The sequence below is a fragment of the Streptomyces sp. NPDC048420 genome (assembly GCF_040651535.1).
Lineage (GTDB): Bacteria > Actinomycetota > Actinomycetes > Streptomycetales > Streptomycetaceae > Streptomyces.
In genome coordinates, this window is sequence record NZ_JBEZKG010000001.1 from 531,370 (window position 1) to 546,261 (window position 14,892).

16 protein-coding genes are annotated in these 14,892 nt (G+C 72.1%); 8 read left to right on the forward strand and 8 right to left on the reverse strand.

What is annotated here, in order from left to right; translation table 11 throughout:
• Positions 1–24: 24 nt before the first annotated feature.
• From AB0D34_RS02265 to AB0D34_RS02275, 3 genes are all read left to right on the forward strand, one after another.
• Positions 25–1,263, forward strand: coding sequence for a cation:proton antiporter (locus AB0D34_RS02265; RefSeq protein WP_362655147.1), 1,239 nt, complete (start codon positions 25–27; stop codon positions 1,261–1,263).
• A 28-nt stretch (positions 1,264–1,291) separates the two neighbouring features.
• On the forward strand, positions 1,292–1,561 hold the full coding sequence (locus tag AB0D34_RS02270) for a DUF3040 domain-containing protein (RefSeq protein WP_362655150.1): 270 nt from the start codon (positions 1,292–1,294) through the stop codon (positions 1,559–1,561).
• Between the two features lie 107 nt (positions 1,562–1,668).
• On the forward strand, positions 1,669–2,037 hold the full coding sequence (locus tag AB0D34_RS02275; protein WP_362655152.1) for a hypothetical protein: 369 nt from the start codon (positions 1,669–1,671) through the stop codon (positions 2,035–2,037).
• An 18-nt stretch (positions 2,038–2,055) separates the two neighbouring features.
• Here AB0D34_RS02275 and AB0D34_RS02280 read toward each other — a convergent pair whose 3' ends face one another.
• A complete protein-coding gene (locus tag AB0D34_RS02280; protein WP_362655155.1) occupies positions 2,056–2,823 on the reverse strand; it encodes an SDR family oxidoreductase in 768 nt (255 codons plus the stop codon).
• Between the two features lie 128 nt (positions 2,824–2,951).
• On the opposite strand from AB0D34_RS02280, the gene AB0D34_RS02285 reads away from it, so the two are divergent.
• The 3 genes from AB0D34_RS02285 to AB0D34_RS02295 all read left to right on the forward strand — a co-directional run bounded on the left by AB0D34_RS02285 (position 2,952) and on the right by AB0D34_RS02295 (position 6,507).
• Complete coding sequence (locus AB0D34_RS02285; protein ID WP_362655158.1) at positions 2,952–3,809, forward strand: helix-turn-helix transcriptional regulator; 858 nt, start codon at positions 2,952–2,954, stop codon at positions 3,807–3,809.
• A gap of 109 nt (positions 3,810–3,918) precedes the next feature.
• Positions 3,919–5,934: an NADPH-dependent 2,4-dienoyl-CoA reductase gene (locus AB0D34_RS02290; RefSeq protein ID WP_362655161.1), complete on the forward strand. Its 2,016-nt coding sequence runs from the start codon at positions 3,919–3,921 to the stop codon at positions 5,932–5,934.
• A gap of 30 nt (positions 5,935–5,964) precedes the next feature.
• Positions 5,965–6,507 (forward strand): PadR family transcriptional regulator, encoded by a 543-nt coding sequence (locus AB0D34_RS02295; RefSeq protein ID WP_362655164.1) that lies wholly within the window; start codon positions 5,965–5,967, stop codon positions 6,505–6,507.
• Between the two features lie 7 nt (positions 6,508–6,514).
• On the opposite strand, the gene AB0D34_RS02300 is transcribed toward AB0D34_RS02295, so the two are convergent.
• Together AB0D34_RS02300 and AB0D34_RS02305 are read right to left on the reverse strand one after the other, a co-directional pair.
• Positions 6,515–7,066: a hypothetical protein gene (locus AB0D34_RS02300; RefSeq protein WP_362655165.1), complete on the reverse strand. Its 552-nt coding sequence runs from the start codon at positions 7,064–7,066 to the stop codon at positions 6,515–6,517.
• Positions 7,067–7,234: 168 nt separating this feature from the next.
• Positions 7,235–8,221, reverse strand: a complete 987-nt coding sequence (locus tag AB0D34_RS02305) for a fibronectin type III domain-containing protein (protein ID WP_362655168.1) — start codon at positions 8,219–8,221, stop codon at positions 7,235–7,237.
• Positions 8,222–8,573: 352 nt separating this feature from the next.
• On the opposite strand from AB0D34_RS02305, the gene AB0D34_RS02310 reads away from it, so the two are divergent.
• Positions 8,574–9,272, forward strand: coding sequence for a glycoside hydrolase family 75 protein (locus AB0D34_RS02310; RefSeq protein WP_362655170.1), 699 nt, complete (start codon positions 8,574–8,576; stop codon positions 9,270–9,272).
• A 49-nt stretch (positions 9,273–9,321) separates the two neighbouring features.
• On the opposite strand, the gene AB0D34_RS02315 is transcribed toward AB0D34_RS02310, so the two are convergent.
• From AB0D34_RS02315 to dhaK, 3 genes are read right to left on the reverse strand one after another with little or no spacing between them, the layout of a single operon-like run.
• Entirely contained in the window at positions 9,322–9,732 is a 411-nt protein-coding gene (locus AB0D34_RS02315; RefSeq protein WP_362655173.1) for a PTS fructose transporter subunit IIA, read from the reverse strand.
• Positions 9,725–10,333, reverse strand: a complete 609-nt coding sequence (gene dhaL / locus AB0D34_RS02320; RefSeq protein ID WP_362655175.1) for a dihydroxyacetone kinase subunit DhaL — start codon at positions 10,331–10,333, stop codon at positions 9,725–9,727. Before dhaL ends, AB0D34_RS02315 begins: the two co-directional genes overlap by 8 nt.
• Before the next feature lie 37 nt (positions 10,334–10,370).
• The gene (gene dhaK / locus AB0D34_RS02325; protein WP_362655178.1) at positions 10,371–11,363 is read right to left on the reverse strand and encodes a dihydroxyacetone kinase subunit DhaK; all 993 of its coding nucleotides are present in this window, start codon (positions 11,361–11,363) and stop codon (positions 10,371–10,373) included.
• Positions 11,364–11,512: 149 nt separating this feature from the next.
• Here dhaK and AB0D34_RS02330 point away from each other — a divergent pair, with 149 nt between their 5' ends.
• On the forward strand, positions 11,513–12,394 hold the full coding sequence (locus tag AB0D34_RS02330) for an LLM class flavin-dependent oxidoreductase (protein ID WP_362655180.1): 882 nt from the start codon (positions 11,513–11,515) through the stop codon (positions 12,392–12,394).
• 458 nt (positions 12,395–12,852) lie between these two features.
• Here AB0D34_RS02330 and AB0D34_RS02335 read toward each other — a convergent pair whose 3' ends face one another.
• Together AB0D34_RS02335 and AB0D34_RS02340 are read right to left on the reverse strand one after the other, a co-directional pair.
• Complete coding sequence (locus AB0D34_RS02335; RefSeq protein WP_362655182.1) at positions 12,853–13,266, reverse strand: hypothetical protein; 414 nt, start codon at positions 13,264–13,266, stop codon at positions 12,853–12,855.
• 59 nt (positions 13,267–13,325) lie between these two features.
• Entirely contained in the window at positions 13,326–14,693 is a 1,368-nt protein-coding gene (locus AB0D34_RS02340; protein ID WP_362655184.1) for a Tat pathway signal sequence domain protein, read from the reverse strand.
• Positions 14,694–14,892: the final 199 nt, after the last annotated feature.

Sequence of the window (14,892 nt, forward strand, 5' to 3'; positions counted from 1 at the left end):
CCGCGCCCCCGGGGGAGGTGACCCGTGGGACACGCTGACACCCTGCTCGCGATGGGCGGCGCCTTCCTGGCCGCCGCCTTCCTCGCCCGCCTCGGCGGCCGGATCGGACTGCCGACCATCCCGCTGTTCATGCTCGCCGGCATCCTGCTCGGCCCGCACACCCCCGGCATCGTCCTGGTCGAGGACGCGCACGACTTCGAGATGCTCTCCGCGCTCGGCCTGGTGCTGCTGCTGTTCTACCTGGGCCTGGAGTTCCACGTCGACGACCTGCGCACCGGCGGAAAGCGCCTGTTGGCGGCAGGCGGCATCTACCTCCTGGCGAACGTCGGCGCGGGGCTCGGCTTCGGATTCGCCCTGGGCTGGGGGAGCCGGGAGGCACTGGTGCTCGCCGGCGTCCTCGGTATCTCCTCCTCCGCGATCGTCACCAAGGTCCTGATCGATCTGGGGCGGATCGGCCGCCCCGAGACCCGGCTGATCCTCGGTGTGATCGTGGTGGAGGACATCTTCCTCGCCCTCTACCTCGCCGCGCTCCAGCCCGTCATCAGCGGCGCCCGAGGTCCGATGGAGGTGCTCCTCCAGGCGGGCAAGGCCTTCGGGTTCCTGCTGGTGCTCGCCGTCGCCGCCCGGTACGGCACCCGCTGGATCGGCCGACTGATCCACGTGCGCGACAACGAACTCCTGGTCATCAGCTTCCTCGGCGCCGCCGTCCTCGTCGCCGGCGTCTCCGAGGTCCTGGGCGTCGCCGACGCCATCGGCGCGTTCATGGTCGGCCTGATCCTGGCCGGCACACCCTCCGGGCCCCGCATCCGCCGACTCGTGCACCCGCTGCGCGACGCCTTCGCCGCGATCTTCTTCTTCGCCTTCGGACTGTCCATCGACCCCGGCGTCGTCACGTCGGTCGCCGGACCCGTCGCCGCCGCGGCCGCCGTGACCGTCGTGATGAACGTCGTCGCCGGCCTTCTCGTCGCCCGCCTCTACGGTTACGGCGCCCAGCCCGCCGCCGACATCGCCACCACCCTCGTGGCCCGGGGGGAGTTCGCCCTGATCCTCGGCGCGATGGCGGCCAGTGCGGGACTCGACGCACGTCTGGCGCCGTTCATCGCCGGGTATGTCCTTGTCCTGGCCGTTCTCGGTCCCGTGGCCGCGGGGCGGGCCCAACTGCTGGCCCGGGCCCTGGGGTCCCGTCGTCGTGCCCGGACGCCCGGGGACGACACCTCGCCACAGCCGGTCTCCGTCGGGGTGGGTGCGGACGCCGAACGGTAGCGGACGTTCGCCGTGCGAAGGAGGAGTCATGCGCCAGCCCGACGACGAACACCTGGTCGACCTCGCGGCCCGGCTGGAGCGTGACGACCCACGGTTCGCCCGTGCGCTCGGGGCGGGCCGTCCCGCCAGGCCCCGCGAGTACCGACGCGCGGGCGCCTGGGGGACCCTCGCCCTCGCCCTGACCCTCCTGGCCGTCGGAATGGCTCTGCCGGAAGGGATTCTCGTGGCCACGGGCCTGGTGCTCGCCGGGATCGCCCTCCCGTTGTTCGATCCGCACCGGGACCGGCCCCGCCGCTGAGTGGGCCGCGGGTAGTGCTCGGTGAAAGGTGGTGCTTTTCTGAGGGTGTGGCGCGGTTCGCGGGGAACCCGGCGGTACCGGTCATCGCCATGAGAGGAGCGACCACGATGGATCGTGAGCGAGCGCACGACGAGTCCGTCTCGCTGGAGATCAGCGGATGCAGCGCGGACGACGCCCGGATCGTCTTCGACACGCTGAACACGTGTTTCGAGTCGGACCGGGGTGCGGACGAGGTGCCGCAGCAGCTGCACGAGACGCGGCCGATGGTGTGGCTGGGGACGTTCGAGGTGACCGAGGCGCGGTCGTGTCCACCGCCTGCGCGGTTGTCGTCCTCTGTGGAGGCGGATGCGCAGGGCGGGTACTGGGCCATCGAGAGGCTTCGGTCGACGTTGGATTCGATGTTCACGGTGCGGGATCTTGCGTCCGCCTCCGGGGATCAGGAGCGGGAGCTGCATGTGCGGCTGGAGAGCCGTTGATTGCCTGGGGTGTTGTGATCAACCCTGGCGCACCGGCACCACCACCATCTCGGCGACGTTGACGTTCGGCGGGGCTGCCACTGCGAAGGCGATCGCTTCCGCGATGTCCGTCGCGGTCAGGGGACTCACGTCGGCGCGCATGCGGGACAGGGACGCACGCGTCTCGGTGTCCTGCATGTCCGCGCCGAGCTCCGTGGCAGTGACGCCCGGTTCGATGTTCTTCACCCGGACTCCGCGCGGGCCGAGTTCGGCGCGCAGATTGCGGGTGAGGTGGGAGACGGCCGCCTTGGTGGCGCAGTAGACGGACCAGTCCGGGAAGAGGAGGTGCCCGCCCACTGAGCCGACGTGGACGAGGTCCGCCGGACCGCCGCCCGCCGCCGCGGCCAGGAGCTGGCCTGTGAAGGCGCGGGAGGTGTGCAGCAGCCCGCGCAGGTTGATGTCGATCATGTGGTCCCACTCGCTGATGGCGGCCCGCTCGAAGGGAGCGCCGAGCATCGCACCTGCGTTGGCCACGACCAGGTCGACAGCGCCGAGCGCCGTGGTGACGGCGCCGGCCGCCTCCGTGACGGCCTCGGCGTCGGTCAGGTCCACGGTCACGGGCAGGACCGAGCCGGTGGCGGTGCGGCGCAGGTCGTCGGCCAGCGTCATGAGCCGGTCCTCGCGGCGGCCCAGGAGGGCCACGCTCGCCCCGGCGTCGGCGAGACGGCGTGCCGTGGCCGCGCCGATCCCGCTGGAGGCGCCGGTGACGACCGCGACGCGGTGGGTGAGGTTCTGGGTGTGTGTCATGCCCTCCACGGTGGGGTGGGCCCGGCCCCGGGACCAGGCCGTGCCTCCCCGAGGAGAGCGGATCGTAGGAGTACCGCGGCCACCCTGAGGGCCCTCGTCGTGGCAGGGCCGGGCGTACGGTCGACGGCATGGACACCGACAACCCGCTCGGCCGGTTCCTCCGGGCCCGCCGCGCTCTCGTGAGCCCGCAGGACGCGGGGATCCCGGCCGGTGGCCGGCGCCGGGTGGCGGGCCTGCGCCGGGAGGAGGTCGCCCTGCTGGCCGGGGTCAGCGGGGACTACTACGTCCGCCTGGAACAGGGCCGCGAGCGCAACCCCTCCGTTCAAGTGGTCGACGCGCTGGCCCGGGCCCTGGGTCTGGAGGCCGACGCCGCCGACCACCTGCACCGCCTGGCCCGACCCGTCGCGGCCCGCCCTCGCGGCCGTACCCGGGCGGAACGGGTCAGCCCCGTCCTGCTGCGGATGATGGAGGGCTGGCACACCACGCCGGCCGTGGTCCTGGGGCGCAGCCTCACGGTGCTGGCCCACAACTCCCTGGGCCGTGCACTGTTCGCCGGCCACACCTACAGCGGAGACCTGATGCGGCTGGTCTTCCTCGATCCGGACGCCCGCACCTTCTATCCGGACTGGGACCGTGTGGCCGTCAACAGTGTGGCCGGGCTGCGGGCCAACGCCGGAACCGACCACGACGACCCGCGCCTGATCGCCACGGTCGGTGAACTCTCCCTCAAGAGCGAGGAGTTCCGCAGGCTCTGGGCCCGCCACGACATCCGCCAGAAGACCCGTGAGACCAAACGCTTCCGGCACCCGATGGTCGGCGAACTGGCCCTGGACTACGAGTCGTTGACCGTCAACAGTGCCCCGGGCCAGCAGCTGGTGGTCTACCAGGCCGAACCGGGCAGCCCGTCCGAGCAGGCGCTGTCCCTGCTGGGCAGCCTCGCGGCGGTCGAGATCCCCTCCGAGGACGGCGAGGAGACCATCGACTGAGGTGACCCTGCGTGGCTAGTATCACCCCGGCCCGGTTGTGCAACTAGTTGCATAAACGGCTCGTGGTCCTCTACAACAGAGAGGCACGCCACCGCCACGGAGGGGCCCGATGAGCCGTTACCCGCACCTGCTGAGCCCGCTCGACCTGGGCTTCACCACGCTGCCCAACCGCGTCCTGATGGGCTCGATGCACGTCGGCCTGGAGGAGGCTGAGCGTGGCTTCGAGCGCATGGCGGAGTTCTACGCGGCACGCGCGCGTGGGGGAGTGGGGCTCATCGTCACCGGTGGCATCGCGCCCAACGACGAGGGGCGGCCCTGGGAGGGCGGTGCCAAGCTCACCACCGACGCGGAGGCCGAGCAGCACCGGGTCGTCACCGAGGCCGTGCACCGTGAGGGCGGCCGGATCGCGATGCAGATCCTGCACTTCGGCCGGTACGCCTACCACCAGGACCTCGTCGCCCCGAGCCCCCTCCAGGCGCCGATCAGCCCCTTCCCGCCCCACGAGCTCAGCGACGCCGACGTCGAGCGGACCATCGAGGACTACGCCCGCGCGGCCCGGCTCGCCCGGCAGGCCGGCTACGACGGCGTCGAGATCATGGGCTCCGAGGGCTACCTCATCAACGAGTTCATCGCCGCGCAGACCAACCACCGCACCGACCGCTGGGGCGGCTCGTACGAGAACCGCATGCGCTTCCCGGTCGAGATCGTGCGACGGGTGCGCGAGGCCGTCGGCGAGGACTTCATCATCGTCTACCGGCTGTCCATGCTGGACCTCGTCCCGGGCGGCTCCACGCTGGACGAGGTGATCACGCTCGCCAGGGCCGTCGAGGCCGCCGGGGCCACCATCATCAACACCGGCATCGGCTGGCACGAGGCCCGCATCCCCACCATCGCGACCTCGGTGCCGCGCGGCGCCTACACCTGGGTGACCAAGCGGCTCATGGGCGAGGTGTCCGTCCCGCTGGTGACCACCAACCGCATCAACACCCCCGAGCTGGCCGAGGAGTTGCTCGCCGACGGGTGCGCGGACATGGTGTCCATGGCCCGCCCGATGCTCGCCGACCCGGAGTTCGTGAACAAGGCGGCCGAGGGGCGTCCCGAGGCCATCAACACCTGCATCGGCTGCAACCAGGCCTGCCTGGACCACACCTTCAACCTTCAGATCACCTCCTGCCTGGTCAACCCGCGCGCCTGCCACGAGACCGAGCTGGTGCTGTCCCCGACCCGGCTGCGCAGGCGGGTCGCGGTGGTGGGCGCGGGGCCCGCCGGACTGGCCTGCGCGGTGAGTGCCGCCGAACGCGGCCACGAGGTCACCCTGTTCGACGCCGCGAGCGAGATCGGCGGCCAGCTCAACGTCGCCCGCAAGGTCCCCGGCAAGCAGGAGTTCGACGAGACGATCCGCTACTTCCGCCACCAGCTCGACGCCCACGGCGTGGACGTACGGCTCAACACCCCCGTTTCCTCCGGTGACTTGGACGCCTACGACGAGGTCGTCGTCGCCACCGGCGTCAGCCCCCGCACCCCCGACATCCCGGGTGTCGACCACCCGAGCGTGGTGGGCTACCTCGACGTGCTGCGCGACGGCGCCCCCGTCGGCGACCGGGTGGCGATCCTCGGCGCCGGGGGCATCGGCTTCGACGTCGCCGAGTTCCTCACCGACGGCGGCGACAAGGCGCACGAGGACCCGGCGACGTACTTCCGCCAGTGGGGCGTGGACATGGACTACTCGGCACCCGGCGGACTCGCCGCCCCCGAACGCCCCGCCCCGCCCCGCACCGTGCACCTCCTCCAGCGCAAGACCAGCAAGGTCGGCGCCGGGCTCGGCAAGACCACCGGCTGGATCCACCGCACCGAGCTCAAGCACCGGGGCGTCACCATGGTCCCGGGCGTGCGCTACGACCGTGTCGACGACGCCGGACTGCACATCACCGTCGGCGAGGAGAGCACCGTCCTGGAGGTGGACACCATCGTGCTGTGCACCGGACAGGAACCGCGCCGGGACCTGTACGAGGAGCTCGTGGCCGCCGGTCGCAGCGCGCACCTGATCGGAGGCGCCGACGTGGCCGCCGAACTGGACGCCAAGCGGGCCATCAAGCAGGGCACCGAGGTCGCGGCGGCCCTCTAGTCGAACAGGCGCCGTCCCTAGGATGACCCCATGTCACTCCCGCACGCGATCCTCATCGCTCTGCTCGAAAGGCCGTCGGCGGGGCTTGATCTGACCCGTCGGTTCGACAAGTCGATCGGCTACTTCTGGTCGGCCTCGCACCAGCAGATCTATCGCGAGCTGGGAAAACTGGAGGCGGAGGGCTACATCCGGGCCCTGCCCGCGGCCCAGCCCACGCGGGGCCAGAAGAAGAGCTACGAGGTCCTACCCGCCGGCCGTGCCGAACTCGAACGCTGGACGGCCGCGGCGCAGGACCCCAAACCGCACCGGGACGCCCTGCTGCTGCGGCTGCGCGCGGCGGCCGTGGTCGGCACGGAGGGCCTCGAAGCCGACCTGCGCCGCCATCTCGACCTGCACCGGCGGCAGTTGGCCGAGTACGAGGAGATCCAGCAGCGCGACTTCCCGCCCGGCAACGACAGCGCGCAGGCCAGGCTCCAGCACCTGGTCCTGCGCGCGGGCATCGAACTGGAGACCTTCTGGACCCGGTGGCTCACCGAAGCCCTGGAGGAGTTCGCCGAACTCCCCGACAAGTAGGGGCCTTTCAGAGGCGGTACGGCCGCGAGCGGCGACGCAGGAACCACGCCGTGGCCACTGCGCCGAGTGCCACCAGGCCGCCGCCGGCCGCCAGTGTCAGGGTGCCGTAGTCCTTGGTGGCGCCGCCCAGACCGCCCATCACACCGCGGGACGGGGAGGCGGAGGCCGTCGCCGAGATCGTGGGCGTCGCCGACCCCGAAACGATGATCGACTGGGTGCCCGCGACGCTGTTGTCGAAGGCGCACATCACGATGACCGTGTACGTCCCGGGGCTCACGCTCGACCAGGCCGCGGACTGGAGCGAGGTGGTCCCCGACAGGGCCGCCTGGCGGCCCTGGCTGAAGTTCGCCTGGCTGCTGGTGAGCAGCGAGGCGGTGCCCCAGCCGCCGGTGGGGGCGGTGCGGGAGCAGGCCGTGGTCGTGACGGAGACCGTCGATCCGGAGGTGCTCACGGAGATGCCCGGGGCAGCGGCGGCCGGCCCGGCGGTCAGGGCGAGCGGCAGCGCGGCGACGGCCGCGACGGTCAGGCCGGAGCGGAGAAGTGGCTGAGTAGTGCGCATGGACTGCCCTCCGGCGGCACGGTCGGCGGTACATCCGTGGCGCCGCCGAGGTGGGGGAAGGCCCGTGCTGCCTCAGGGAAAGCCAACGTGCCCGTCGCCCGGCCCGCATGCGGAGCTCCCCCGGTCAGGTGACGGGGTCGTTCGTCCGGCGTAAACGCGACGGGCCGGTCACGGAGCCGCGGGAGCGCCCGTAGTCACGGTCCGCTCCTCCGACAGGCCGCCCCAGGTGCCGTCGGGCAGCCGGGCCCGTATGCGCACCCGGTGGCTCTCCCCGGCCTCGCGGCCCAGATAGAAGCTGTACGTCGCCCTCCCGCGCGGAGGCGTCCCGCCGAACACCAGCGAGGTGGCCGCCGTGCCGTCGAGGTGGACCCGGTACTCCGTGACGACACCGTCCGTAGCGGGCGGCACCCAGGCCAGGTCGAGGTAGTACGCGCCGTCACCGCCCAGCCGTGTCGTGGCGCGGAAGTCGGCCGGTGCCGTGGCCCGGCCGTCGTCGCTGCCGGGCGTGGTCAGGCGGATGGTGGCTCCGGCCGGCGAGAGGTTGTCGGCCGCGTCCCGGGCACGGACGGTGAAGGAGTAGTGGGTGCCCGGACGCAGCCCAGTGACCACGGCCGCAGTCTGGTCGCCGCCCACACTGTGGATCTTGCTGCCGCCCTGGTGGATGTCGTACGACACCACGTCCCGGTCGTCCGTCGAGGCGGACCAGGACAGCTGGACGGCCCGGCTGCCCGCCGCCCGGCCCGTCAGGTCCCCGGGGCGGGTCGGGGCCGAGCGGTCCGCCACCGCGACCGCGGGAGTCGTCGCGCGCACCTCTCGGCTGGGCGGGCCGAGGCGTCCCTGGGTGTCGCGGGCGCGCACAGTGAAGACATACGGGGTGGAGGGCTTGAGCCTGGTGACATCCACCATGTGCTGTGAACCCGGCACATCCTCGATCTTCGTGGGGCCGCGATACACCTCATAGCGATCGACGCCCTCCGCCGAGGGCACGGCGTTCCACATCACGTGCACGCTGGTCGCGCTGCCCGCGGCGGCGGTGACGCCCACCGGCGCGGCGGGCGGTCGGCCGCTCTCGCCGCCGTCCGGCCCGGCCCACGCGCAGGAGGGGACGAGGACGAGTACGGCGCAGAGCCGGAGGGGAACGGGAACGACGCGCACGTCTCTGCCTCCAGGAGAGGGCACCACGGCAATGGTCCGGACCAATATGGCGCCGGAGGGGTGCGCGCATCAAGAGGGCGGACCGTGTGGGTCCGCCCCGGGGGGAGTTACGTATGCTGAAGCCCTTCAGGGCTGAACTCTCTTGAGAGAAAGAGGAGTTCTGGCCGGTGGCGTGGGTTGCTGTCGTCGCTGTTCCCACGCCGGTACGGGTGGCCGGGAGGCCGGAGTCCGTCGAGGACTCGGGCCCCCGGGCCCCTGCCCCGTCCGGACCCCCTGCGGTGGCCGCACTGCTGAAACAGCATCAGATTGGGCTGAGTGTGCGTCACCGTTCTCCAGGAGAGGGTCCCTCATCGTGCGTGTCCAGTCGCTGACGCTGGCCGCGGCAAGCGCCGCCCTGCTCGCTCCGACGCTGTCTCCCGCCGTGGACCTCACCGCCGCCCGTATGGGACCCGCGGCCCAAAGCGAGGGCGATGTCCAGGCCGCCGACCTGCTGGCCGGGGTGCGGGACTGCACCCCCGTCTCGCGCGGCCGCTACCGCAGTGACGAGGACAAGCCCGCGACCATCCCGGTCTGCGGCACCCCGGACGCCGTGTTCTGGAAGGCCGACATGGACATCGACTGCGACGGTCGTCCCGGGCTCCTCTGCAACCGCCGCACCGACCCGCTGTTCTCCGACGCCACCGCGTTCCAGCAGTCCGACGGCCGCTATCCGAGTGCCGAACGCCTGCCGTACATCGTGGTCCCGGCACCGAGCGGGATCTGGGACTACCGCGACCACGGGGTGCGCGGCGGAGCGGTCGCAGCCGTCGTCCACGAGGACCGGGTGCAGTACGCGGTCGTCGGGGACGTCGGCCCGCAGAACATCATCGGCGAGGCCTCCTACGCCACCGCGAAGGCCCTCGGCATCCGTGCCGACCCGCGCGGGGGCGGCACGGACTCCGACGTCACCTACATCGTCTTCAAGGACACGAAGGTGACACCCATCGAGGACCACGAGGCCGCCGTGACGCTCGGGGAACAGTTGGCCCGCGAGTTCGTACAGGGGGAGTGAGCGCCTCCGGTTCGGGGCTGCGCCACCTGGCCTCTGGGAGGGGCGCCCGTCACACCTTCCGGTAGGTGTAGGCCTCCGCGGCCGCCGCCTCCACCGCCGTGAGGTCGGCGCCCGTCGCCGCCGTGACCACCGCGGCCACCGCCCCCTCGACGAACGGGGCGTCCACCAGGCGGGTGCCGTCCGGGAGTTCGTCGCCCTCCGCCAGCAGCGCCTTGACGGTGAGCACCGAGCTGCCGAGATCCGTCAGGACGGCGACTCCGGCGCCCCGGTCCACGGAGGCGGCCGCGGCGACGATCAGTTCCGCGCTCGTACCGAGCCCGCCGCCCTCGGTACCGCCGGCCGGAGCGACGGGCACCTCCGTGCCGCCGCCCGCGAGCCCTTTCGCCAGCTCCGCGACGGACGCGGCGACCTCCGCGCTGTGCGACACCAGCACGATCCCGACCAGCCGAGCGTCACTCACCGGAGGCCTCGGCGACTTCGCAGAGCGCGGCGATCAGCAAGGAGGCCGACGTCGCACCCGGGTCCTGGTGACCGATGCTGCGCTCGCCGAGATAGCTCGCCCTGCCCTTGCGGGCCTGCAACGGCGTGGTCGCCAGGGCCCCTTGCTCGGCGGCCGTCCGCGCGGCGGCGAAGCCGGTACCGAGCGCGTCGACGGCGGGCACCAGCGTGTCGATCATGGTCTTGTCGCCCGGCGCGGCCCCGCCCAGCGCCATGACCGCCTCCACCCCGGCCCGCAGCGCCTCGGTGAGCTGCTCCGCACTGACCTCGGCCGCCTCCCCGAGCGCCTTGCCGGTCCGCCGCAGCAGCGTCCCGTACAGGGGCCCCGATGCGCCGCCGACCGTCGAGATGAGCTGCCGTCCGGCCAGGATGAGGACCGCGCCCGGGGTCTCCGGGGCCTCCTTCTCCAAGGTGGCGGCCACCGCGGTGAACCCGCGCTGCAGATTGCTGCCGTGATCGGCGTCCCCGATGGGGGAGTCGAGGGCGGTGAGCCGTTCCGCCTCGCGGTCGACGGAGGCGGCGGTCGCCGTCATCCAACGGCGGAAGAAGTCGGCGTCGAGCACTGGATCTCCTTGCGTGGTCGGTTCGTTGGTCGACTGCTCACACACCCCAGCGCAGCCCCGGCGTCCTCACCGGCGCGTCCCACAGCCGCAGCAGTTCCTCGTCCACCTGGCACAGGGTGACCGAGGCGCCGGACATGTCGAGCGAGGTGACGTAGTTGCCGACCAGGGTGCGGGCGACGGCGACCCCGCGGTCGGCGAGCAGCCGCTGCACCTCGGCGTTGAAGCCGTACAGCTCCAAAAGCGGGGTGGCTCCCATGCCGTTGACCAGGAGGAGCACGGGGTTGCGCGGGCTCATGTCGTCCAGGATCGCCTGCACCGAGAAGTCGGCGATCTCCCGCGAGGTCATCATCGACCGCCGTTCCCGGCCGGGCTCGCCGTGGATGCCGACGCCCAGTTCCAGTTCGCCGGGCGGCAGGTCGAAGGTGGGGCTGCCCTTCGCGGGCGTGGTGCACGCGCTGAGCGCCACGCCGAAACTGCGGGAGTTCTCGTTGACCTGACGGGCGATCGCCTCCACCCGCTCCAGCGGCTGACCCTCCTCCGCCGCGGCACCCGCGATCTTCTCCACGAACAGGGTGGCGCCGGTGCCGCGCCGACCGGCCGTGTAGAGGCTGTCGGTAACGGCGACATCGTCGTTGACCAGGACGCTCGCGACCTGAATGCCCTCGTCCTGGGCGAGTTCGGCCGCCATGTCGAAGTTGAGCACGTCACCCGTGTAGTTCTTCACGATGAACAGCACACCGGCCCCGCTGTCCACGGCGGCCGCCGCCCGGACCATCTGGTCGGGGACCGGAGAGGTGAACACCTCGCCCGGGCAGGCCGCGGACAGCATGCCGGGTCCGACGAAACCGCCGTGCAGCGGCTCGTGTCCCGAGCCGCCGCCCGAGACCAGGGCGACCTTCCCGGCGACGGGGGCGTCCCGCCGTACGATCACACGGTTCTCGACATCCACGGTCAACTCCGGATGGGCGGCCGCCATCCCACGCAGCGCATCCGCCACGACGGTTTCCGGAACGTTGATCAACATCTTCATGGGTGCCTCCTGGTGGATGTGCGTCGGCTCGGAGTGCTGCTCCCGGCAGTATCGACCTTGGGACAGTGAAGGTCACGCCGGGCGACGGCGGACGGCGAGCTCGTCAACTCCGTTGATCGCCACTTCGCCCACCGCATAGGTTCCCGGGTATGACGAACCTTCGGATCGGTGTCATGCACGACCGCGACTGGGCCCCGGAGGGGCTGCCGGACTTCGCGCGGCGGGCCGAGGTGCTCGGGGTGGACGACCTGTGGGTCGTCGAGGACCTCGGCTGGAACGGCGGGGTGTCCGCGGCGGCCGTGGCGCTGGGCGCGACGCGGCGACTGCGCGTGGGCATCGGCATCGCACCCGCCCCGCTGCGGAGCCCGGCGTTGCTGGCGATGGAACTGGCCACTCTGGCAAGGGTGTTCCCGGGCCGGCTCGTGGCCGGGATCGGACACGGTGTGCGGGAGTGGATGGAGCAGGTGGGGGTGGCGCCGGACTCGCCGCTGGCCCTCCTGGAGGAGACGATCACCGCAGTGCGCGCACTGCTGCGAGGTGAGAAGGTCGAACTGGACGGTCGTGAAGTACGCCTGGACGGCGTCCAGTTGGTCCATCCTCCGGCCGAGGTCCCGCCCGTCGTCGCCGGTGTCGTCCGTCCCCGTTCCCTCGAACTCTCCGGCCGTGTCGCGGACGGCACCCTGATCGCCGAGGGCCACGGCCCACGCGACCTGGAGAACACCCGAGCCCTGATCGGCAAGGGCGGCGCGGGCGCCGACCACACCCTGAACGTCTTCGCCTTCTGCCACGTCGGCGACGACCCCGCTCAGGTGGCCCGGACCCTTCACCCCCACACCGAGGGCCACGGCGGCTGGCTCGGCCGTCCCCAGGAGGAGGTCTTCACCGTCTCGGGTACGGCGGCGGAGGCCGCCGAGGACATCCAGGCCCTGTCGGCGGCGGGCGCCGACACGGTCGTTCTGCGTGTGATCGGCTCCGAACCGCTCGGCCAGGTCGAAGCCGTACTCAAGGCTCTGGGGCGCCATCGCGTCTGATCCCGAATAGGCGGGAGAGCGCATCCACAGGTACAGGTGCCAGTCCTGGTCGTTGGCGAGCGGGTCGGCGCGGTGGGCGGGTCTGCCGTCGGTGGTCGAGGGCATGACGTATGCGCAGGTCGCCGCGCCGTCCTCGCCGACGTTGGCCGCGCCCGCGCGGAGGATCGTCTCGGCGAGACGGTCGGCGCGCGGGCCAGGCCGGGAGGCGCAGGAGGGTGGTGGCGGTCAGGGTGCTCCAGTAGTGCGGGAAGACGTCTCCCCACAGCCGGTCGGCGTCGAACAGTAGCCGTCCCAGTGCCGGATCGCGACACCGTGCAGCCGGACATGGGGCTGTGGGCCGCCGAACGCCGAACGCCGGCAGCCAGGGCAGCCGTTCGCCGATGGCCTCTTGGAAGACGGGGTCGCCGGGCAGGGTGTGGGCGTCGACGAGGAGGTCCGGCAGGGGCGCGCGCTCTTGATCAGTTGGGCACGCAGGTTCTCGGCGCGACCGGACTGACCAGTGGCATCGAGGCTCTCGCAGAGGGCCAGGACAGGTGTCGGCTGCCATCGAGTTCGAAGCCGCGCTCGATGATGCGGGCGGCGCCGTCGAGGTCCTCCTCCCTGCCGTGGACGAGACGCCGGTCGTGGAAGAACCGGGCCGGCCACGGGGTGTCGTAGAGACGGGGTCCGGTGTGCCAGGTCCGGAGAAGGTGTCGGACATGGGCGTGCGGCTCCCGGAGGCCGCGGGTGGGGTGGCTGCCGGTCAGACGGCGGTGAACGTTGGTGCTGGTGCCCCAGGTCCACTGCTTGGTGACGGAACCGGAGGAGACGTCGCCGCTGCCGTCACGAGCGGTGGTTGCGGGAACACCTGCGATCCCTGGAACCGGCCGCAACCCATAGCAGGGCGGCGGCCGGCGCCAGGCGCCGCGTGGCTGCCCGACCGTGCGAGGGGTCAGGCCCGCAGCGGATTGGCGCGGGCCCCGGCCAGGAGGTACCAGGCGGTGGCGCCCGTGTGCCGGTAGGGGTAGTAACCGAACCCGAAACCGGTGTCGAGCGGGCTGCTCGCGGAGACCACTCCGGAGCGTGCGGCCAGTGCCGTGCCGCCGATGCTCTGGCCGGTGCCGAGGAGGTCCTGGGCGCGTTCGATCGAGGCGAGCAGCCGGCGGGCACGCTGTGCGTCGCCGGCCGAGCCCCGGTCGCGCAGGGCGAGCGCGAGGTGGGCGGTGCCCTCGAACCAGACGCCGTTGCGGTCCGGCCTCGGCTGGCCGTCGGCGATCGGGGCGTCCTCGTTCGCCGCCAGGCTCGCGGAGCTGAAGGTGACGCCTTCGTAGGACTGGCCGGAGGGGACCGTGCTGTTGGGGCGGTCGGCCGTGTCCAGGACGGCCAGCTCGGTCGCGGCCCAGTCGAGCGAGCGGGAGTGGGTGCGGGAGGCGAGGGCGAGATGGGTCCAGGTCTGGGTGTCCTCCGGGATCGGGGACTTGTTGATCGTCACTCCGTCGTTGGTACCGGTGTAGAAGAAGCCGCCCGACGGCTCCCACATTCTCTCGACGAAGGCCCGTGCCCGCGCGCGCCGCTCCCGCCACGCCTTGTCCCCGGTCAGCCGGGCGAGCCGGCCGAACAGGCCGACCAGGTCCGTGTTGTGCTCGGTCGAGGTGAACGGCAGTTTCTCGTCCGCCCCGTTGACGCCGAACTTGTAGCCGCCGAGCGGCTCGTCCGTCCGCCCGGTCCGCTCGATCCACTCGCCGATCCGCACCGCCCCGGTGAGGAAGCGCCGCTCACCGGTCCGCCCGGCGAGCGCGCTGAGCGCGATACCGGCCCACGCCATGTCGCCCACCGCGGTACCGGTGAAGCCGAACTGGGTGCCGACGTTGGCCGTGCCGTCCGCCCGGACGAACCCGTCCGGCTGCGGGGAGCCGTCGTAGAAGGTGTACGGGCCGACGTTGTAGGCCTGCCGCAGTCTGCCGTCGTCGTGGACGGGGTCATGGGCCTGGGCGTACAGCAGTGCGTCACCGAGCGCCACCGCCCGTGACCCGCCCCCGGGTGACGCGAGCAGGGCGAGGATCGCCAGGGCGTTGTCGTACGTGAACGCCGTACTGAACAGGCCCGACTGGTCGGTGTAGCTCTGGGCGAGGCGGATCGTGCCGTGGTCCGGGTAGCCGTCCATGGCTGCGGCGAGGAAGGCATGCGCCCGGTGCGCCGCGGACGACGTGCTCTGCGCGGCCCGGGCCGTGCCGGTGCCGGTGGCGGAGAGGACCGCGACGCCGATGCCGGTCCCGAGAAGCGTACGGCGGCTGAGGGGCTGGCGTGGGCTGCCGGTCATGGGTCTCCTCGGGAGGGGCGGGCGGGGCGCGGTGCTGAGAGCGCTCTCAGGGCATGCGGGATCATTCTGCTGTTGCGTGTGAGGCGGGTCAACGTCCCTGAGCCGAACACCAGTTGACGATGCCGCAGGGCGCGGCCCCCTCGGCCGTTCGACCGAGGGCCGCCTCGTGTGCCGCGGCCGTTCCTGGCCGAACGGCCGA

What these genes read in the sequence shown, in the direction of transcription:
- AB0D34_RS02330 (WP_362655180.1), top strand. Translation starts at nt 11,513, where the DNA reads ATGACGAACCTTCGGATCGGTGTCATGCACGACCGCGACTGGGCCCCG.
- AB0D34_RS02340 (WP_362655184.1), bottom strand. Translation starts at nt 14,693, where the DNA reads ATGACCGGCAGCCCACGCCAGCCCCTCAGCCGCCGTACGCTTCTCGGG.
- AB0D34_RS02285 (WP_362655158.1), top strand. Translation starts at nt 2,952, where the DNA reads ATGGACACCGACAACCCGCTCGGCCGGTTCCTCCGGGCCCGCCGCGCT.
- AB0D34_RS02295 (WP_362655164.1), top strand. Translation starts at nt 5,965, where the DNA reads ATGTCACTCCCGCACGCGATCCTCATCGCTCTGCTCGAAAGGCCGTCG.
- AB0D34_RS02290 (WP_362655161.1), top strand. Translation starts at nt 3,919, where the DNA reads ATGAGCCGTTACCCGCACCTGCTGAGCCCGCTCGACCTGGGCTTCACC.
- dhaK (WP_362655178.1), bottom strand. Translation starts at nt 11,363, where the DNA reads ATGAAGATGTTGATCAACGTTCCGGAAACCGTCGTGGCGGATGCGCTG.
- AB0D34_RS02270 (WP_362655150.1), top strand. Translation starts at nt 1,292, where the DNA reads ATGCGCCAGCCCGACGACGAACACCTGGTCGACCTCGCGGCCCGGCTG.
- AB0D34_RS02280 (WP_362655155.1), bottom strand. Translation starts at nt 2,823, where the DNA reads ATGACACACACCCAGAACCTCACCCACCGCGTCGCGGTCGTCACCGGC.
- AB0D34_RS02300 (WP_362655165.1), bottom strand. Translation starts at nt 7,066, where the DNA reads ATGCGCACTACTCAGCCACTTCTCCGCTCCGGCCTGACCGTCGCGGCC.
- AB0D34_RS02275 (WP_362655152.1), top strand. Translation starts at nt 1,669, where the DNA reads ATGGATCGTGAGCGAGCGCACGACGAGTCCGTCTCGCTGGAGATCAGC.